The sequence below is a fragment of the Kitasatospora sp. NPDC028961 genome (assembly GCF_055564815.1).
This window is the reverse complement of record NZ_JBVHVO010000001.1, coordinates 509683-527711: the sequence shown is the minus strand read 5'-3', so window position 1 is coordinate 527711 and position 18029 is coordinate 509683. Positions and strand designations below refer to the sequence as shown.

Below are 18029 nucleotides of genomic sequence, written 5' to 3'. Positions count from 1 at the left end.
CCCAACGAGCCCACCACCCGCACCGACGCGGCGCCGGAGACCGGGGGCCGCAGCCCGGAGGCCGGCGACCGGGGGCCGGGGTGCGCGTCGGTGCGGGCGGTCAGAAGCCGCGGGTGCGCTTGGCCGCCCGGCGGGGGGCGGCGAGGTACGGTTCCGGCCGCTCGGCGCCGGCCGGGAGCTTCATGAAGAGCCGGGCGATCTCACCCCCGAGGTTCACCCCGATCGCCAGCGCCAGGGCGATCGCGGCGGCCCGGGTGATCTGCACCAGACCTGCGCTGGCGTGCCCCTGGGTGAACGAGAGCATCCCGAGGTAGAGCGCCGAACCGGGCATCAGCGGGCCGATCGCGGCGGTCACGTAGGGGAGCGCCGAGCCGTTGCGGTAACGGGCCATCAGCTGGCCGAAGAGGCCGACCAGGCCCGCCGCCACTCCGGTGGCGGCGATCGGGGAGACCCCGGCGTTGTAGACCAGCACGCCGTAGCTGGCCCAGCCGATGCCGCTGTTCAGGGTGACCAGCGCGAGCGAGCGGCGGTCGGTCTGCAGCAGCATCGCGAAGGCCAGCGTGAGCACCAGGGCGGCGATCATCTGGACCGGTGGGTAGTTCGCCCCGGCCAGGCTCTCGTCCGGTTTGAGCTGGGGGTCGAAGCCGACCCCCAGGTAGAGGATCAGCATCACGCCGATGACGATGCCCGACACCAGGTAGATCACTTCGAGCAGCCGGGCGGCGGCGGTGATGTAGAAACCGGTCAGGCCGTCCTGGACGGCGGCCACCAGGGCGCGGCCGGGCAGCAGGGCGAACAGCCCACCGGTGATCACCACCGAACCGCGCAGGCCCAAGGTGTTGAACGAGAGGATGATGCCGGAGGCCGCGGCCGGCATCGCGGCCAGCACGAACTGGTAGAACTCCGGCAGCCCGCGCCGGGCGATCAGTGAGGCCAGCCGGTCGCCGAGGACGGCCGCGATGAACGCGCTGGCGAACACCAGCCAGGCCTTGTCGTCGATCCGGCCGCCGACCAGGAAGGTCGCCGCGCCGGCCAGCAGTCCGGTGTTCAGCGCGAGCAGCCAGGTCGGGTACGGGTGCCGGTTGCGGCGGATCAGCGCGAGGCGGCGGTACGCGTCGTTGACCGAGACCGTCTCGGCGGTGATGTCGGCGACCAGCTCGTACACCGCGTTCAGCCGGGTGTAGTCCGAGGTGCGGCGGCGCACCACCCGGTCCGCGGTGACCGGCGGTTCGACCAGCGAGGGCTGGTGCGAGATCCCGATCAGGGTGAAGGTGACCTGCGGCTCGCAGTGGTCCAGCCGGTAGGCGTGGGCGATGCCGAGCATGGCCGCCTCGACGTCCTCGGCGGCCTCGCCGCTGGCGAGCAGCAGTTCGCCGATGCGCAGGGTCAGGTCGAGGATGCGCGGGACGCTCCGGCCCGCAGAGGGGTGCAGCTCACGGGGGGTCCGCTCGAAGGCCGGGCGCTCGGACATCGGGGTGCGCAGCAGGGTGCGCATCCGGTCCGGCCAGGGCGCCTCGCCGGGCGCGCCCGCCGTCAGGGTGGGGATGGCGATGCCGTCGGGCGGGGTGTAGCCGGCGGCCCGCCACTCCTCGGGGGTGAGGGTGTCCTCGGCGACCGAGCGCCGACGGCTGCCGGGCACGGTGTCGGTGTCCAGGCCCCCGGCGGCCCCGGCGGCCGCGGCGGCACCAGCGGCACCGGCGACGACGCCCGCGGCGACGACCGCGCCCGCCGCACCGACCGGCCCCCGCTGGGGCTCCGCCTCCAAGAGCTCCGCCTCCGGGAGCTCCGGCTCCGAGGGCTCGGCGGTCGGCTCCGGGTTCAGCAGGCCCTTGGTCTCCCGGACCGGCGTGACCAGCGGGATCACGGTGGCGGGTTCGACGGTCGGGGCGGGGTGGCCGAGCAGGCCCTCGGTGGGTGGGGCCTCGGAGGGGTGGAGCGGACGCGGCTCCGGACCCGGGTGTGTCTGTCGCGCCTGACGGGCCACCCTGCCGCCCCTGGCCCGCTTGCCTCCGCCCGGTCGGCCCCGCTTAGGCACTTCCGCTCCTTGCCGCCCCTGATGGCGCCGGGTGAGCCCGGCGCCGTTCGATCACGGGTTACACCTTGCCTGATCGAACTGCCGGACGCACATGTACGTCGCGGCGGGCGGCCGCCCGCGCGGGTGCCTACCCGGCGCGGTGGCGGGCGGGGACGGACCGGCCGGACCGGCGGGCCCGCAGCAGTTCGACCGCCACCGGCACCACAGAGACCAGCACGATGCCGACCAGGATCGCCTCGATGTGCTCCCGGACGAAGGGGATCTGGCCGAGGAAGTAGCCGAGCACCGTGACGCCGGCACCCCAGAGCACGCCACCGATGATGTTGTAGACGACGAAGGTGCGGTAGTTCATCCTGCTCACCCCGGCGACGATCGGGGTGAAGGTCCGCACGATCGGCACGAAGCGGGCCAGCACGATCGCTTTGGGGCCGTGCCGGTCGAAGAAGGCGGCCGCCTTCTCCACGTTCTCCTGCTTGAACACCCGGGAGTCGGGCCGCCGGAAGAGGCCCGGTCCGACCTTGCGGCCGAAGAGGTAGCCGACCTGGTCCCCGGCCACGGCGGCGGCCACGATCAGCACGCACATCAGCCAGAGCGGCAGGTGCAGGTAGGTGCCGTCGGCGATCAGCAGGCCGGTGGTGAAGAGCAGGGAGTCGCCGGGCAGGAAGAAGCCGATCAGCAGACCGGACTCGGCGAAGACGATGGCGAGGATGCCGAGCGGCCCGAAGGTGGAGATCAGGGTGGTCGGATCGAGCCAGGACGGGCCGAGGGCGAGGCTGGTCACGGGGCAGGCACTCCTGGAGGTCGAGTCTTGGCAATGAAACAGTAAAGCATTTACCAAGAACCTCTTGATCCGGGAGTCCCTGCCCCGCGCCGGGGGCACTACTCCGGGCCGCTACTCGGGGTCGAAACTCGGGCTCGGGCCCACTACTAGCGGCCCGCTACAGCCCGTAGCGCTCGATGATCTCCTCGTGCCGGGCGGTGTCCGTGCCCGCCGCCCGGGCCAGGTCGAGCCAGGCCGGCGGGTGCGGCCAGGCCGCGGTGAGGCGGCGCAGCAGCGCGTCGGCGTCGGCGGCCCGCTCGGTGGGCGGCACCCCGACGGCGGCGTAGATCCCGGGCAGGACCTCGTCCTCGTCGGTCGGGTCGGTGACGCTGTACTGCTCCCCGCTGTAGGCCCAGACCGCGTACCCGGCCTGACCGAGCTCCTCGCGCAGCCGGGCCCAGGCCTCGTCGCCGGGCCAGCCGCCGTCGATCCAGTAGGTGGTGTAGCCGGCCGGGTCGAGCAGCGTCAGCAGTCCGAACACCGGTCGGTGGCGGCGCCGCTCCTCCTCCGGGGCGTCCTCGCCGGGCGGCTCCTCCAGCAGGGCCGGGGCGAAGACCACCACGTCGCCGTGGTTGAGCGTGAGGTCGTCACCGAGCACCGGCAGGATGCGGGCGGTGGCCGGGCCGGTGCGGACGGCCGGGAGGTCCGCGGTCGCGCCGTTGGTCCGGGTGGCCCGGACGGTGACGACGTGCCACTCCTCGTCGACCGGGCCCTCGGCCTCGTCGAACTCCATGCCTATCAGCGCGCCGGTCGAGCGGACCGTCGCCCAGTCCCGGTTGACGGTGGCCGCGGTGATCAGGTGCCAGAGGTCGGGCTCCTGGACGGTGCGGTGCCGCTGCTCGTCCGGAGTGCCCTCGGCGGGCAGCGCGTGCTCCAGCAGTTCCTGGTAGTACCGCTGCGCGGCCGCGTGGTCGCCGAGCTCGGTGGCCGCGGCGGCGGCCAGCCGGCGGGTGTTGATCCGGTCCGGGTGCAGGGCCAGGATCGCCTCGCACTGCTCCACCACGTCGGCCCAGCGGCTCTCGGCGGCGGCCCAGCGCGCCCGGATCCAGTGGCCGCCGGACGGGTTGGTCCCGGTGATCCGGTCGGCGAGCCGACGGATGCCCTCGTCGTCCCCGGCGTCGATCAGGGCGCTGCCGAGCATCGCGGTCAGGCCCTCGCTCGCCGGGTCGGCGTCCAGCCGGTCCCAGAGCAGGTCCGCGGCGGCCCGGGAGTGGCCGAGGCCGCCCAGCACCGCGGCCAGGTCGAGCGCCAGCCCGGTGGCGCCGGCCGGCTCGCCCCGGTACTCGTCCAGGGCGGCGGCGAGCAGGTCGGCGCCGGCCTCGTAGGGCACCTGCGCCTCCCCGAGGTACGCGGACAGCTCGGCCGCCGGGACGGGCAGCTCCGGCACGGGTAGCGCCTCGGCGTCCGCGCGCAGCCGGGCGACCTGCTCGGCGACGCCGTCGGTGCGGCGTAGCAGGGACAGCTTGCGTTCGCCGAAGGCCGCCAGGGTGAGCGCGATCGTCCGGGCGCCGCGTGCGAGGGCCAGCCGACCGGCGGCCAGCAGCAGGTCGACGCAGGGGCGGTGCGAACCGGTGCCGTCCAGGTACCCGACCCAGCCGGCCAGCGCGGCGCCGAGCTCGGCGTCGTTCTCGCGGGCGCCGGCGGCGACCAGCAGCTCGACCGTCGCCGTCCAGGCGGCCCGGATGTCGGCGTGGCACTCGGCGTCCGCCAGGCTCGGCAGCAGGGCCAGCGCCTCGTCGGTGCGGCCGAGCGAGGCGAGCGCGCGGGCGCGCAGCACGGCGCCCCAGCGCCGGTCGCTCTCGTCGATCTCACGGCCCCGGCCGCGCTCGGCCTGCTCGGCGGTGTCGAGCAGGGCCAGTACGTCCTCGTGCCGGCCGAGCAGGTGCAGGGTGCCGGCCCGGGAGTGGTGGAAGTGCAGCGAGAGCCGCTGGCCGGCCGACTGCATCCGGGCGGCGGCGGTGTCGAGGTGGCTGAGCGCCTCGGCCGGCCGGCCGTCGTCCTCCAGGGCGTCCGAGTACTCCCGGGAGAGGCAGTCGAAGCAGGCCCGGGCGGGCTCGATCCGCTCCAGCGTCTCGCTCAGCACGGCGAGCCGCTCGGGCACGTAGCCGGGACCGTCGACCCGGGCGTGGCAGATCGCGAAGTCCTGCACCACGCAGACGGACTGCGGGCAGCCCGCCGTCTCCTCGCGGTGCGCGAACTCCAGCAGGTCGACCGCCTCGGGCAGCGCCTGCTCGCCCTGGTGGCGCTTGTTCAGCAGGTTCTGCATCCGCCAGTGCCGCAGGTAGACCTCGACCCAGGGCAGGCCGAGCGCCCGGGCGGCGGCGACCGCCTCCGGGTAGACGGCGTCGAGCTGGTCGTTGCGCCCCTCGTTGGCGTGGCCGGGGAGTTCGTAGATGGCGTCGGCCAGCCGCCGGTGGCCGGCCTCGGCCAGCTGCTGGTGGGTGTCGTGCACCCAGGCCCAGATGTCGGTGCTCATACTGCTTGCGTCTCCCCCTGCGGGTGGTGCGCTGTACTGGTGGACAGTGTGCTGACCACCTCTGACAATCCGTCCGACGGGTCCCGGACGGGCGGGCCCCGGACGAACAGGTTCCGGCCGGCCCGGACCCGAACGGCCAGGTCCCGAACGGGCAGGTCCCGGACGGCCGGGTCCCGGACGGGCGAGCCCCGGACGGCCGGGCCCTGGACGGGCGGTGCGGGGCATGGCCCCCGGGCGGGCGTCGGGGACCGGCGCCGTTCAGCCCCGGTCGCGAAGGCCCCCCTGGTCACCGGGTCCGCCCGGTTCCCCGAGCTCGCCGGGGCTGTCCGGCACCGTGCCCAGCCCGGCCGGCACGGCGGCGGTCAGCGCGGAGACCGCCGTCCCGATGCCCGCCAGCGCGCCGCCGAGGTCGCCACCGCCCGAGCCGGACCCGGCGGACCCGGCGGACCCGGCCGAGGCCGCCGCCATGATCACCTTGAGCGAGCGGAGCAGCCCCGCCGCGGTCGCGCTGCCGGTGTGTCCGCCGCGGTAGGCGGTGAGCAGGTCCTGGACGGCCGGGCAGGCCAGGTTGAGGTAGAGCCGGGCCTTCACCTCGCCGCCGGACCGCGCGGTGAAGGCCCGGGCCAGACGCAGGGCGGCGGACGGGATCCGGGCGTCCGCCTGGTCGTCCTCGATCCGCGCCTTCAGCTCGGCCTCGCGGTCCGGGACGAGGACGAGCGGCAGGCCCGGCGGGTCGAACCGGGCCGGGACGAGTTGCTCGCCGGGGTCGGCCAGGGCGCCGGTCAGCCAGGCGGTCTCCTCGGCCGGCAGCGGCCGCTCCGGGTCGCGGAACAGCTCACGGTTGCCGTTCTCGCTGCCGAGTTCGACGATCCGGCAGTCGCGCAGTGCGGCGTAGCGGCGCAGGAAGGGCAGCACCGCGTAGCGGTCGCCGCGCGCGATCGGCACCTGCATCGCCCGGTACAGCATCTCCTCGAAGCCGCCGCCGCTGCCGAGCGCGACGTGCACCGCGCCGCCGCCGGCGGCCCGCAGCGCACCGGCCGTCAGGTCGCCCTGCGAGGTGGGCACCGGGACGTCGTCGGCGAGCAGGGTGAAGAGCCGCTCGTCGCAGAGCGCGGCACCGAGCAGGTCCTGGCCGTGCCGGGCGAGGATGCGGCGCCAGACGGCGGGGCGCAGCCGGGCGGTCTCGTAGAGGCCCTCCACCACGGCGTCGGTGAGGGCCTGCTGGAGCGCCCGGTAGTGCTCGTCGCGCTGGAGGTCCTCTCGGCTGGCGGTGGGGGTGAGCCGGCTGGACTCGACCACGCCGCCGATGAACCCGGCCCAGCTGGGCAGCAGGTCGCGGGCGTCCTCGGCGAGCAGCATGCCGCGCAGGTAGACGGCGAGGTCGCGGTTGTCGCTGCTGCCGTAGGTGCCGCCGTCCTGGACCCAGAGCAGGCCGACCGCGTCGCTGCCGCCTTCGACGGGCTGCACGGGGAACGCGGTGAGCGGTTCGAAGCGGCGGCCGAAGGCACCGGCGAACCGCATCCGGGCGGCGTACGGGTCGCCGTCGACCGCCTGGCGCCAGGGCACCGGAACGGCGTTGACCGGCTGTTCGTCGTCGCCGACGTAGACCGGGATCGGCAGCAGGACGCAGTACCGGCCGAGCACCTCACGCAGCGCGTTCTCGTCGGCGAGGTGGGCGTGCTCGGTCTTCAGCGCGAGCTCGACCAGGGTGCCGGGGGCCGGCCGGGCGGGCACCCGCTCGACGCTGTACTGCTCGCCGCCGAAGCTGCGGTAGCGGTGGCCGAGCAGCGGCTCGCGGTGCGAGGTGGTGGTGACGGTGACCTCGTCGGCCACCGAGAAGGCGGAGAGGAAGCCGAGCCCGAAGGCGCCGATGAGCTCCTGGTTGCCGGTGAGTTCGCGCAGCATCCGGGTGTAGCCGGTGCCGACGGTGGCCAGGTAGGCGTGGATCTCCGGCTCGGTGAGGCCCGCGCCGGTGTCCTCGATGCCGACGGTGCGCCGGACGGCGTCGGCGCGTACCCGGATCAGCGGGCGGTGGCCGCCGTCCGGGTCCTCCAGGAGCCGCCGGGTGTGCGAGTCGTGGGCGTTCTGGACGAGTTCGCGCAGGGCCACCAGCGGGGTGGAGTAGAGGTGGGTGGCGAGGACGTTCACCAGTCCGCCGAGATCGACCTCGGTCGTACGCAGATCCTCGGTGGGCACGGGGTCGGGCGGGAGACCATCAGACATGGGTCCTCAGTGTGCCAGTGCGACTATCCGGCGACCATTTCTTTCTGAGGCCGGCCCGGAATCGGTTCGGGATCGACCGGGGCTCGGTCCGGGGTCGACCGGGGCTCGGCCTGACACTGGCCTGACACCGGGCTGACACCGGAGGACCGGTCAACCTGTCCTTGACAGTGCAGTCCCGTAGAAGCCGCCGTCCGACGGACCCAATTCGCCCTCCTTCGAGGGAACTTGACGCTCTCCGCGTGACCGCGCGCGGCTCTTCCCCGCTCTCCCGGTTCGTCGCCTTCATGACACCATCGGGCGAATTGCCACCCATTCGGTGGAGTTCGCCCAGGTGCTGGTGAATGCTGGTCGTGCGACGTCAGGAACCGGCGCTGCGGGGCGGCCACCCCGGAACGCGCCACTTTTTCGCACTCTCTCAGGGAGATCAGCGTGTCCCGTATCCGCGCAGCCGCCGCCGTCACCGCCCTCGGGGCCTTCCTCCTGGTCGGTCTCGGGTCCGCCACGGCGTACGCCGACAACGGCGCCGGTGCCAACGACCACTCCAACAGCAGCGTCGTGAACAACAACGGCTCCGGCAACGTGATCGGCAACGTGACCGGCAACCTGGTCAGCACCCAGCAGACGGCCACCGGCTCCGGCGCCGGCAACCAGAACAACGGCCTCGCGGTCGCCGGCAACGCCGGCAACGTCGGCGCCCTCCAGGGCAACGGCAACCTCGCCGCCGACGTGCACCCGCACATCTTCTTCTAGTCCTGGCCCTCCTCGCCGCCGCTTCCGCTCCGGCGGCGAGACCCGGACCGAGCACCAGGGCGCTCGCGACCCGACCGGATCCACCGGGCCGCGACGCCGGGCCGGGTGCCTGCCCCCACCATCCTCGGGGGCGGGCACCCGGCCGTCGCTATGCGGGCCCGGGGAGGCCCAGGACGGCCCGGCCGAGCCGCCGCAGGCAGTCCCCGAGGTCCGGCCGTTCGCAGTACGGGCGGTTCCGCACCCCGTCGTTGACCAGGGCGAACAGTGCGTGCACCCGGATCCTGGCCTGGGCCGCGTCGTACTCGGGGCAGACCTGGCAGAGCAGTTCGACCCAGGTCCGCAGGAAGTCCCGGCGGAAGTCCACCGCGGCCCGCCGGTCCGGCGCGGCCAGCCGCTCGGTCTCGCTCAGCATCGCGCCCAGGTAGTCGCTGTTGCGCCGGGCGAAGCCCACGTAGGCGGCCAGCGCGGCCTCCAGGGCCGACCCGGGCCCGTCGGCGACGGCGATCGCGCCCTCGACCTCGTGCCAGAGCCGTTCCCGGCTGCGCACCAGTGAGGCGGCCAGCAGCTGGGCCTTGCTCTCGAAGTGCCGGTACACGCTGGGTCCCGAAATGCCGACCGCGGCGCCGAGTTGGTCGGTGCTGACGTTGTCGAAGCCGCGCCGGTGGAACAACCGCACCGCCGCCGCGAGCAGTTCCTCCCGGCGGGACTGCGCCCGGGCCACCGGCGCGGCCGCCGAGCAGTAGTCCTGCGGGTCGGGCGACGTGTCGCCCAGCGGCACCGCCAGGATCGCCGCCACCAGCTCGCGCAGCAGCCGCTCGGCCCGGCGCGGTTGCGGCACGGCCGACTGGTAGGAGAGGCCGGCTCCGACGGAGAGCGCCGACCAGCAGAGCAACTCGGCGTCGGCAACGCCGAGTTCCGGGCGCTCCGCCCGGAGCACCCCGGCCATCAGCGCGACGTCCGCGCGCAGCTCGCGGCGCAGTCCGGACCGTCGGACCGGCGGCAGCAACCGGGCGTCCCGCTGCACCAGCGTGCCGAGCGGCCGGTGCCCGACCGCGACGGCGGCCAGGGCGGCGCCGATGTCAGCCGTGGTCGATGCCGCGCGCAGTCCGCCGGACAGCTCGTCCAGCCCCAACCGGAGCGTGCGGTCCAGCAGTTCGGGCTTGCCCCGGAAGTGCCGGTAGAGGGCCGGCGCGGTGATGCCGACCCCGGCGGCGACCTCCGTCATGGAGACCTGGTGGTAACCGCTGCGGTGGAAGCGCTCGGCGGCCACGGCGAGGATCTGCGCCTGCCGGGATCGCGCGGGCGGCCGTCGTACCACCATGACGTCGCTCCTCGCCCTCGCCGACCCGTATGACGGGCACCTCGCCCGGGTGCCGGTCCACGAGTTCCGCAGCGCCGCGGCCCCGCGCCGCGGTCGGAGCGGAGCGGAGCGGACTACGGGGCGCCACCTGCCGACCGTAGGCTAGCAAGGATTCACTTGTGGGGGGCCGGAGCCGGTCACAGCAGGCTCGGTCACGGTACGGACACCGCCGCGCCGACCCTGGACAAGTTGAAGCTACCCGGGATTAACTTATGGGGCGATCAGCTGTCCACCGGCCCACAGCCGCCCGTGCCGGCCGGCACCGCCTGGCACCACCGAAGGGAGCGCCGTCGTGCGCCGCACCGTGTTCACCGAGGACCACGAGGCCTTCCGGGAGACCATCCGGGACTTCATCGCCAACGAGGTCGTGCCCGTCTACGAGGGCTGGGAGGCCGAGGGCCACCCGCCGCGCGACTTCTACCGCCAGCTCGGCGCGCTCGGCGTCTTCGGCATCGAGGTCCCGGAGGAGTACGGCGGCGCGGGCGAGAGCGGCTTCAAGTACCAGGCCGTGGTGGCCGAGGAGACCGCCCGGGCGGGCGTCAGCTTCGGCTCCTCCGGCGTGCACACCGGCCTGGTACTGCCGTACCTGCTGGAGTACGCCTCCGAGGAGCAGAAGCAGCGCTGGCTGCCCGGTTTCGTCTCCGGCGACATCATGACCGCCATCGCGATGACCGAGCCGGGCGCCGGCTCCGACCTCGCGGGCATCACCACCACGGCCCGGCTCTCCGAGGACGGCACCCACTACGTCCTCAACGGCGCCAAGACCTTCATCACCGGCGGCGTGCTCGCCGACCTCGTCCTGGTGATCTGCCGGACCGCGCCGTACGACCCGGAGAACCGCCGGGCCGGCCTCTCCATCCTCTGCGTGGACACGGCCTCCGCGGGCTACACCGTGGGCCGCAAGCTGCAGAAGATCGGTCTGCGCACCTCCGACACCGCCGAGCTGGCCTTCAGTGACGTCAAGGTGCCGGTGGAGAACCTGCTCGGCGAGGAGGGCAAGGCCTTCTCCTACCTGACCCACAACCTGGTCCAGGAGCGGCTGGCGATCGCGGTCGGCGCCTACGCGGCCTCCGCGGCGGCGGTGCGGTTCGCGGTCCAGTACGTCAAGGACCGCAAGGTGTTCGGCAAGGCGGTGGCCGAGTTCCAGAACACCAAGTTCACGCTGGCCGACTGCGAGGCCCAGGTGGTCGCCCAGCAGTCGATGGTGGACCGCGCGCTGGAGCTCTACCAGAGCGGCGAGCTGACGGTCGCGGACGCGGCGGCGACCAAGCTGTTCTGCACCGAGTCGGCCTCCGGCGTGATCGACAAGTGCCTCCAGCTGCACGGTGGTTACGGCTACATCCTGGAGTACCCGATCGCCCGCCTCTACACCGACAACCGAGTGTTCCGGATCTACGGCGGCACCAGCGAGGTCATGCGCAGCATCGTCGCGAAGTCGCTCGGCCTGTAGCGAGGACCCGGCGGCGGGCCCCGGCGGCAAGGCCCCGGCGGCGAGGACCCGGCGGCGGGGCCCCTGCGGCGAGGACCCGCGCAACGGGAGCCCGGGCCGGCCGCACCCACCGGGCCGGCACAGCCGGGAACGCCGGCGGGCCGCACCCCCATGGCGGCCCGCCGGCGCTCCCCCCGCCCGCGCGGTCCCGACGGTTGCGCCGCCCGGGTGAAGCCGGGCGGCGCGGCGGGACGGTGGAGAGGGCGGCGGGGCGGACCGGCGGGCAGCGGGACGGCACGCGGACCGCGCCCGGGGCCGCTCAGTTGGGCGAGCTGTGCTCGGCGCGCCAGGCCTCCCAGCCGGCCGCCGAGGCCACCTTCGCCTCGCGCAGCGCCCGCTGCGCGACGGCCGTCGCGACCGCCGTCGGCGGGGTCTCCAACCGCCTGATCCAGGTGCGTCCGGCCGTGGCCAGCGCCGCGCACACCATGGCCGCACCGGCCGCGCCGAGCACCGCGCCGATGCCCGTGAGAACCGCTCCGCCGGCCAGCAGCGAACGGTTGACCTGGAAGCCACTGAGGAAACTGTCATTGGTCGCCATGCGTCCACCATGGGCGCAGTCGGCGATCCCCGCACGCCGAGCTGCTTCGGGGTGCGGGAGCCGGGCCCGTCCGCGACGCTGGCCCCAGGGCCGCCGCGAACGGCCCGGCAGGCGGGCCCGGCGACGGACCCGGCGACGGACCCGGCAGGCAGGCCCAGGAGGACACCCGATGGTCGATCTCGAACAGCTCGCCGTGGAGCACGCGGCCAAGGCCACCGAGAGCCCGCACGGGCGCAGCGCCCACCTGGTGGTGCACGACGGCGTGCTGCGGCAGACCGTGATCGCGCTGACCGCCGGGACGTCGCTGGACGAGCACAACGCCCCCGCCGCCGCGAGCCTCCAGGTGCTGCGGGGCCGGGTCTCGCTCACCGTCGCCGGGCATCTGCAGGAGCTGTCGGCGGGCCAGCTGCACCCGATCCCGCAGGACCGGCACGGGCTGCTGGCCCACGTCGACTCGGTGGTGCTGCTGACGGCGGTCACGGCGTAGCCGCCCCCGCCGGACGACGCGGCCCGCAGCGGCCCACGGCGGCCCACGGCGGCGCGCGGCGGCCTACGGCGCGGCCGCGCCCAGCACGGTGGGGGCGACCAGCTGGAGGCCGCGCAGGAAGTCCCGCCCGGTCGGCGCCATCTCGGGCGCGGCCAGCCACTGGGCGGCCAGGCCGACCAGCAGCGCCTGGTAGAACATCCCGCGGGCCAGTTCGTCCTCGGTGTCCGGCACCTCGGCGAGGCCCTGGAACAGTGCCGCGAGCCCGAGCCGCCCGCCCTTCTGCGCCGCGGTGAGCGCCGCCGCCAGCTCGGGTGCCCGGTCGGTCTGCACCATCGCCTCGAACTGCGCCGCCCAGAGACCGCGGTGCTCGACGAAGGTCTCCTTCACCCCGTCCCAGACCGCGACGAACCGTTCCTCCGGCCCGTCCGCGAGTTCGTTCGCGCGCGCCACCACGGCGCCCAGTGCGACGCCCCACTCCCCCGTCGCCTCGATCAGCGCCGCGTTGAGCAGCGCCTCCTTCGAGCCGAAGTGGTAGCCGATCGCCGCCAGGCTGACGCCGGAGGCGGTGGCGATGTCCCGGGCGGTGGTGCGCCCGTAGCCCTTCTCGTACAGACAGCTCTTGGCGCCGGCCAGCAGGTCCTCACGATTTCCCATGGCCCGATGCTACGGCCTGCCTGGACAGATGTCTTGCACGTTCGTCTCACACGGAAGGCTGAGACAGATGATTTAGACATTTGTACTAGACAAGCGTCTGACACGCCCGTACCGTCTTCCCCATGACCGCAACCACCGGCCGCGCAGGCCGTCGCGAATGGATCGGCCTGGCCGTCCTCCTGCTCCCCACGCTCGTCCTGACCATGGACATGGGCGTGCTCTTCTTCGCCGTCCCGTACATCTCCACCACCCTGGCGCCGAGCGGCACCCAGCAGCTGTGGATCATGGACATGTACTCGTTCCTGCTGGCCGGGCTGCTGATCACGATGGGCTCGCTGGGCGACCGGATCGGCCGGCGGCGGCTGCTGATGATCGGCGCCGCCGGATTCATCGGCGCCTCGGTCCTGGCCGCCTACGCCGACGGCGCGGGCCAGCTGATCGCCGCCCGCGCCGTGCTCGGCGCCGCCGGGGCGACCGTGATGCCCTCGACCCTCGCGCTGATCCGGAACATGTTCCACGACCCCAAGCAGCGGCAGATCGCCCTCGGCGCCTGGGGTGGCGTCCTCACCACCGGCGCCACGCTCGGCCCGGTCGTCGGCGGGTTCCTGCTGGCCCACTTCTGGTGGGGTTCGGTCTTCCTGGTCGCCGTCCCGGTGATGGCCCTGCTGCTGGTCGTGGCCCCCTTCCTGCTGCCCGAGTACCGCTCCCCGCAGCAGGGCGGCTTCGACCTGCTCGGCGCCGGCCTCTCGCTGGCCTCGATCCTGCCGCTGGTCTACGGCGTCAAGACCCTCGCGGTGGACGGCTGGAGCCCGCTCGCCGCCGCGGCCGTCCCGGTCGGGCTGGTCTTCGCCGCCCTCTTCGTCCTCCGCCAGCGCACCGCCGCCGCCCCGCTGCTCGACCTGAGCCTGTTCAGGATCCGCGCCTTCACCGGGGCGATCAGCGTCAACATGGTCGCGATGTTCGCGATGATGGGCTTCACCCTCTTCACCTCGCAGTACCTGCAGCTGGTCAAGGGCATGAGCCCGCTGACGGCCTCGCTCTGGTCGCTCGTCCCCAGCGTGGGCGTCGGTGCGGCGGTCGGGCTGGGCGCGGCGCTCGCCGGGAAGGTCCGGCCGGCGGTGCTGATGGCCGGCGGCTTCCTGATCGGCGCGGCCGGCTTCGCGATGATGACCCAGGTCGGCGCCGGTTCGCCGCTCGCCCTCATCCTCACCGCGGCGGGGGTCCTGGCCGCCGGCACCGTCGGCACCATGACGCTCACCGCCGAGATGGTCGTCTCCGCCGCACCGATCGAGCGGGCCGGTACCGCCTCCGCCACCTCCGAGACGGCGGTCGAGCTCGGCAGCTCGCTCGGCATCGCCCTGCTCGGTGCGGCCGGCGCCGCGGTCTACCGGTCCCGGCTGGACGGCGCCCTCCCGGCCGGGATCGACGGCGAGGCCGCCCGCACCGCCCAGGACACCCTCGGTGGGGCGGTCACCGTCGCCGCCCAGCTGCCCGGCCGCCTCGGCACCGAGCTGCTCGACACCGCCCGGGCCGCCTTCACCGACGGCCTGCACGCGGCCGCCCTGGTCGGCCTGGTCTTCGCGGTCGGCGCCGCCCTCCTCGCCTACCGCCTGATGTCCCACCTCCCCGCCCGGCCGGCCACGGACGACACCGAGGGCGTCGAGGGCGTCGAGGGCACCGACCGGAAGGCCGCCGAGCCCGCCGCCGTCTGAGCGAAGAAGCTGATCGGAGCAACCCGCCCCCGCGCGTCATCAAGAGCCCCCGCCCACCCGGGCGGGGGCTCTCGCCCGTCCGCCCGGAGGCTGTCGCCGGCCGGCTCGGGCGTGCCAGGCTGCCGGGCATGTCACACAGTGCTGAGCACGAACGAGTGCGGGCCGGTTACGACGTCGTCGCGGAGGAGTACCGGCGGCGGATCGGCGGTGAGCTGGCCCACAAGCCGGTGGACCGGGCGCTGCTCGGGCTCGTGGTGGAGGAGGCCCGGGGCGGGCCGGTGGCGGACCTCGGCTGCGGGCCGGGGCACGTCGCGGGGTGGCTGGCCGGGCACGGCGCGGCGGTGGTCGGGATCGACCTGTCGCCGAGGATGGTGGAGATCGCCCGGCGGGAGCACCCCGCGGCCGAGTTCCGTGCGGGGGACTTCCTGCGGCTCCCGGCGGCGGACGGGGAGTTCGCGGCCGCCGTCGCGCTCTACTCGGTGATCCATCTCGGGCCGGGCGAGCTGCGGCCGGCCTTCGAGGAGATGCGGCGCGTGCTGAGGCCGTCCGGCACCCTGCTGGTCTCCTTCCACCTCGGCAGCGAGGTGCGGCGCCTGGACGAGTGGTGGGGGCACTCCGTCGCCATCGACTTCCACTTCCTGGAGTCGGAGCGGGTCGCCGGCCTGCTGACGGAGGCCGGGTTCACCGTCGAGGCGCGGCTGGAGCGGGCCGGCCTCCCGGAGGAGGCGGCCACCCGACGGGGCTACCTGCTGGCCCGTCGGGACGCCGAGCCGACCGGGGGCTGACCTCTCGGGGGCCGCAAACCGGACAGACGCCGCCGGGGGCGCGGGCCGACCGGCTACTCGACGGGTGAGCCGAAGCGCGCCAGGTAGTGCCAGACCCGCTTGAGGGCCTGCGGATCGTGCCGGCCGGTGCGGACGGCGTCACCGATCACGCGCGGGTCGAGCAGCCCGTCCTCGGCGATCGCGAGGCCGAGGGCGACGAACTCGGGCCCCCGGTAGTCGGGGTGGCGGCTCAGCTCCTCGGTCGACAGCCGCAGGCCGGAGTGCCAGGCGAGCGGGCACGGCAGCCGGCGGGCCCGCTCCTCGACCGCGGTGCCCCGATAGCTCGGGTCCAGCACCACCGCCTCCACGTCCCTGTCGAGCCGGACCGGCCCGTGCACCTGGGCCTCGATGTAGTCGTCCAGCTCGTCCGCGTCGTCGGCCTCGGCGAGGGCGATCAGGGCCATCCGGTCGGCGGTGCCGAAGTCGGACGGGTCGAGGTAGCTGTCCGGGTAGCAGAAGGTGGCCCGGGCGAGAGCGTGCGGAGCGAGCCGGAGATGGGCCGAGCCGAAGCGCGGCGCCGCGCCGACGGGCTTGCGCCGGTAGTCCAGCGCCCCGTACACCGGGCGCTCCTCGGCCGGGGCCTCGTCGTAGGCGCCGCCGAAGATCCGGCTCTCCCAGCGCCAGCGGTCGCCGCCGGGGTGGGCGGTCAGCCCGCCGTTGCCGGTACCGGTGACGAACTGGGAGCGGTAGACGCCGTCCTGGGCGAGCGCCTCCAGGATGTCCCGGCCGCCGTCGGCCCGGTCGGGGTGGAAGTTGAGGGTGATGCGCAGTCCGGCGGCGAGCGGGCCTCCGGTGGCGAGCGCCGTGACGTGGCGCAGGGCTCGTTCCTGGGCGGGGCTGGGGGTCGCGGGGCCGGCCGTGTCGATGCTCATCGCGGCAGTCTGGCCGAGGCCGGCCGCCCTCCGCACCCGAGTTCCCGCCGGACGGACGGCGCACCCGGTCCTGAGCTGCGGGGCCGGGCGCGCCAGGGCAGCCTGGGGTTCGACGGGAACACCGGGAGAGCGGCGGGAGGGCCGATGCCGGAGGCGGAGCCGGGGCCGGGGCCGGGGCCGGAGGCGGACGGCGCGCGGTCGCCGGGCGGTGGCGAGCCGAACTACCGGTTCTCGCTGGCCAACGAGCGGACCTTCCTGGCCTGGATCCGGACGGCACTCGGCCTGCTCGCGGGGGGCATCGCCGTCGACCAGCTGACCCCCGACGTCGCCCCCGCGCCGCTGCGGATCGCCCTGGCCGTCGTCTGCGCCCTCGGCGGGGCGGTGCTCGGTGCCACCGCGTACCGGCGGTGGATCCGGGTCGAGGCGGCGATCCGCGCCGGGGCGCCCCTGCCGGGCACCCGGGTCCTGCTGGTGCTGTCGGTCGGGGTGGCGCTGGTGGCGGCGGTGTTCTGCGGCCTCATCATCGGATACGGCAATTGACCCGGTGGCCGGAATTCACCGCGGGGCCTGCGACTAATCGCCATCCGCCTGGTCAACACCTGGTTTTTGACCAGCGTTTCCCGACCGGTGTATACGTTCGCCTCCGCGGCCATGCATACTGGCCAGGTCGGGCGCTTTGCCCACCTGTGACTCTAGACAAGAAGGGACCGGTGGCCGGGGATGCTGCGGAACGGTCTTGAGCCCTGGCACCTCCTGGTGGTGCTGGCTGTCGTAATCCTGCTGTTCGGATCGAAGAAGCTGCCGGAGATGGCCCGTGGCCTCGGCAAGTCGATGCGGATCCTGAAGGCGGAGACCAAGGCGCTGCGCGAGGACGAGGCTCCGGCCGCGGACGCCGCTGCCGCCGCCGCGCCGGGTACGGCGCAGAGCACCGCTGCTCCGCAGGCGCAGACCGCGCCGCAGCAGCCGGTGGCCCCGCAGGTGGTCGCGCCGACCAATGTGACCAAGGCCACCGAGACCCCCCGGACCACGACCACGGCCTGAGGTTTCTCCGACCGAGCCCCCACCGGCAACGGTGGGGGCTTCGTCGTGTCCGGGCCCCGCCCTGGCCGGCCGGTCCGTTCGGAGCAGCCCGGCGGGCGGGACCGGTGGCACTGCGACAGGCTGAGCGGGATGTCCGCGACCCCGACCCCCCTCGCCCAGGAGCACCGCGTCGACGTGCGGGCCTGGTTCCTGCTGCTCGGCTCGTTCGCCGTGCTGATGCTCGCGTACTTCACGCTGCCGCTGCGCTACTTCGGCGAACGCCGCCCGGTCCTCAGCTGGCTCGTGTTCGCCGGTGTCCTGACCCTGCTGAGCGGCCTGCTGCTGGGCCGGGTCCTCGACCTGCTGCGCGGGACGGGCCGACGGCCGGGGCTGTGGCTGGTCGTGCTGATCTGCCTGTCGATGAACGTCTTCGCGGGCACGTACTACGTGCTGGCCGCCTCGGTGGGCGAGTTCGACGGCCTGCACACCCGGCTCGACGCGCTCTACTTCACCGTCGTCACGATGGCCACCGTCGGGTACGGCGACATCACGGCGGCCGGGCAGGGGCCCCGGCTGGTGGTGATCCTGCAGATCGTCTACAACTTCGTCTTCCTCGCGACCGCCGCCGGGACACTGACGCAGCGGCTCCGCACCGGGCTGGAGAGTCGGATCCCCCGGGCGCAGGGCGGGGAGCACCGGCACGGCCTCCACCGCCGCCGTCACCGGGGGGAGGAGCCGAACGAACAGGACGAGCAGGGCGACTGACGGG

General features: G+C 74.3%; 16 protein-coding genes. 8 read left to right on the top strand and 8 right to left on the bottom strand.

What is annotated here, in order from left to right; genetic code table 11:
- Positions 1-100: 100 nt before the first annotated feature.
- The 4 genes from ACZ4UX_RS02305 to ACZ4UX_RS02290 all read right to left on the bottom strand — a co-directional run bounded on the left by ACZ4UX_RS02305 (position 101) and on the right by ACZ4UX_RS02290 (position 7554).
- Entirely contained in the window at positions 101-1984 is a 1884-nt protein-coding gene (locus ACZ4UX_RS02305; protein ID WP_465705039.1) for a threonine/serine exporter family protein, read from the bottom strand.
- A 178-nt stretch (positions 1985-2162) separates the two neighbouring features.
- Positions 2163-2816, bottom strand: coding sequence for a DedA family protein (locus ACZ4UX_RS02300; RefSeq protein WP_465705037.1), 654 nt, complete (start codon positions 2814-2816; stop codon positions 2163-2165).
- Positions 2817-2973: 157 nt separating this feature from the next.
- On the bottom strand, positions 2974-5331 hold the full coding sequence (locus ACZ4UX_RS02295; protein ID WP_465705035.1) for a hypothetical protein: 2358 nt from the start codon (positions 5329-5331) through the stop codon (positions 2974-2976).
- A 258-nt stretch (positions 5332-5589) separates the two neighbouring features.
- Positions 5590-7554, bottom strand: coding sequence for an ATP-binding protein (locus ACZ4UX_RS02290; protein WP_465705033.1), 1965 nt, complete (start codon positions 7552-7554; stop codon positions 5590-5592).
- Between the two features lie 429 nt (positions 7555-7983).
- On the opposite strand from ACZ4UX_RS02290, the gene ACZ4UX_RS02285 reads away from it, so the two are divergent.
- Positions 7984-8304: a hypothetical protein gene (locus tag ACZ4UX_RS02285; RefSeq protein ID WP_329488425.1), complete on the top strand. Its 321-nt coding sequence runs from the start codon at positions 7984-7986 to the stop codon at positions 8302-8304.
- A gap of 148 nt (positions 8305-8452) precedes the next feature.
- On the opposite strand, the gene ACZ4UX_RS02280 is transcribed toward ACZ4UX_RS02285, so the two are convergent.
- Positions 8453-9625 carry a TetR/AcrR family transcriptional regulator gene (locus ACZ4UX_RS02280; protein WP_465705031.1) on the bottom strand — a complete coding sequence of 391 codons (1173 nt, stop codon included), beginning with the start codon at positions 9623-9625 and terminating at the stop codon, positions 8453-8455.
- 331 nt (positions 9626-9956) lie between these two features.
- Here ACZ4UX_RS02280 and ACZ4UX_RS02275 point away from each other — a divergent pair, with 331 nt between their 5' ends.
- Positions 9957-11114 carry an acyl-CoA dehydrogenase family protein gene (locus ACZ4UX_RS02275; RefSeq protein ID WP_352286047.1) on the top strand — a complete coding sequence of 386 codons (1158 nt, stop codon included), beginning with the start codon at positions 9957-9959 and terminating at the stop codon, positions 11112-11114.
- A 298-nt stretch (positions 11115-11412) separates the two neighbouring features.
- On the opposite strand, the gene ACZ4UX_RS02270 is transcribed toward ACZ4UX_RS02275, so the two are convergent.
- Positions 11413-11691, bottom strand: coding sequence for a hypothetical protein (locus tag ACZ4UX_RS02270; protein WP_329488428.1), 279 nt, complete (start codon positions 11689-11691; stop codon positions 11413-11415).
- Positions 11692-11860: 169 nt separating this feature from the next.
- On the opposite strand from ACZ4UX_RS02270, the gene ACZ4UX_RS02265 reads away from it, so the two are divergent.
- The gene (locus tag ACZ4UX_RS02265; protein ID WP_465705029.1) at positions 11861-12178 is read left to right on the top strand and encodes a cupin domain-containing protein; all 318 of its coding nucleotides are present in this window, start codon (positions 11861-11863) and stop codon (positions 12176-12178) included.
- Between the two features lie 63 nt (positions 12179-12241).
- Here ACZ4UX_RS02265 and ACZ4UX_RS02260 read toward each other — a convergent pair whose 3' ends face one another.
- A complete protein-coding gene (locus ACZ4UX_RS02260; protein WP_465705027.1) occupies positions 12242-12832 on the bottom strand; it encodes a TetR/AcrR family transcriptional regulator in 591 nt (196 codons plus the stop codon).
- Between the two features lie 122 nt (positions 12833-12954).
- Between ACZ4UX_RS02260 and ACZ4UX_RS02255 the strand changes: the two genes are divergently transcribed.
- The gene (locus tag ACZ4UX_RS02255; RefSeq protein WP_465705025.1) at positions 12955-14544 is read left to right on the top strand and encodes an MFS transporter; all 1590 of its coding nucleotides are present in this window, start codon (positions 12955-12957) and stop codon (positions 14542-14544) included.
- 128 nt (positions 14545-14672) lie between these two features.
- Positions 14673-15329 carry a class I SAM-dependent methyltransferase gene (locus ACZ4UX_RS02250; RefSeq protein ID WP_465705023.1) on the top strand — a complete coding sequence of 219 codons (657 nt, stop codon included), beginning with the start codon at positions 14673-14675 and terminating at the stop codon, positions 15327-15329.
- 53 nt (positions 15330-15382) lie between these two features.
- On the opposite strand, the gene ACZ4UX_RS02245 is transcribed toward ACZ4UX_RS02250, so the two are convergent.
- Entirely contained in the window at positions 15383-16240 is an 858-nt protein-coding gene (locus tag ACZ4UX_RS02245) for a DUF3626 domain-containing protein (protein WP_465705022.1), read from the bottom strand.
- 144 nt (positions 16241-16384) lie between these two features.
- Here ACZ4UX_RS02245 and ACZ4UX_RS02240 point away from each other — a divergent pair, with 144 nt between their 5' ends.
- The 3 genes from ACZ4UX_RS02240 (at position 16385) to ACZ4UX_RS02230 (ending at position 18025) form a co-directional block, all read left to right on the top strand.
- Positions 16385-16780: a YidH family protein gene (locus ACZ4UX_RS02240; protein ID WP_465705020.1), complete on the top strand. Its 396-nt coding sequence runs from the start codon at positions 16385-16387 to the stop codon at positions 16778-16780.
- Positions 16781-16960: 180 nt separating this feature from the next.
- A complete protein-coding gene (tatA, locus tag ACZ4UX_RS02235; RefSeq protein WP_329488441.1) occupies positions 16961-17281 on the top strand; it encodes a Sec-independent protein translocase subunit TatA in 321 nt (106 codons plus the stop codon).
- Positions 17282-17410: 129 nt separating this feature from the next.
- Complete coding sequence (locus tag ACZ4UX_RS02230; RefSeq protein ID WP_465705018.1) at positions 17411-18025, top strand: potassium channel family protein; 615 nt, start codon at positions 17411-17413, stop codon at positions 18023-18025.
- Positions 18026-18029 lie beyond the last annotated feature (4 nt).

Coding starts and splice junctions, on each gene's coding strand:
- ACZ4UX_RS02265 (WP_465705029.1), top strand. CDS start 11,861: ATGGTCGATCTCGAACAGCTCGCCGTGGAGCACGCGGCCAAGGCCACC.
- ACZ4UX_RS02295 (WP_465705035.1), bottom strand. CDS start 5,331: ATGAGCACCGACATCTGGGCCTGGGTGCACGACACCCACCAGCAGCTG.
- ACZ4UX_RS02270 (WP_329488428.1), bottom strand. CDS start 11,691: ATGGCGACCAATGACAGTTTCCTCAGTGGCTTCCAGGTCAACCGTTCG.
- ACZ4UX_RS02260 (WP_465705027.1), bottom strand. CDS start 12,832: ATGGGAAATCGTGAGGACCTGCTGGCCGGCGCCAAGAGCTGTCTGTAC.
- tatA (WP_329488441.1), top strand. CDS start 16,961: ATGCTGCGGAACGGTCTTGAGCCCTGGCACCTCCTGGTGGTGCTGGCT.
- ACZ4UX_RS02245 (WP_465705022.1), bottom strand. CDS start 16,240: ATGAGCATCGACACGGCCGGCCCCGCGACCCCCAGCCCCGCCCAGGAA.
- ACZ4UX_RS02255 (WP_465705025.1), top strand. CDS start 12,955: ATGACCGCAACCACCGGCCGCGCAGGCCGTCGCGAATGGATCGGCCTG.
- ACZ4UX_RS02280 (WP_465705031.1), bottom strand. CDS start 9,625: ATGGTGGTACGACGGCCGCCCGCGCGATCCCGGCAGGCGCAGATCCTC.
- ACZ4UX_RS02290 (WP_465705033.1), bottom strand. CDS start 7,554: ATGTCTGATGGTCTCCCGCCCGACCCCGTGCCCACCGAGGATCTGCGT.
- ACZ4UX_RS02240 (WP_465705020.1), top strand. CDS start 16,385: ATGCCGGAGGCGGAGCCGGGGCCGGGGCCGGGGCCGGAGGCGGACGGC.
- ACZ4UX_RS02250 (WP_465705023.1), top strand. CDS start 14,673: ATGTCACACAGTGCTGAGCACGAACGAGTGCGGGCCGGTTACGACGTC.
- ACZ4UX_RS02230 (WP_465705018.1), top strand. CDS start 17,411: ATGTCCGCGACCCCGACCCCCCTCGCCCAGGAGCACCGCGTCGACGTG.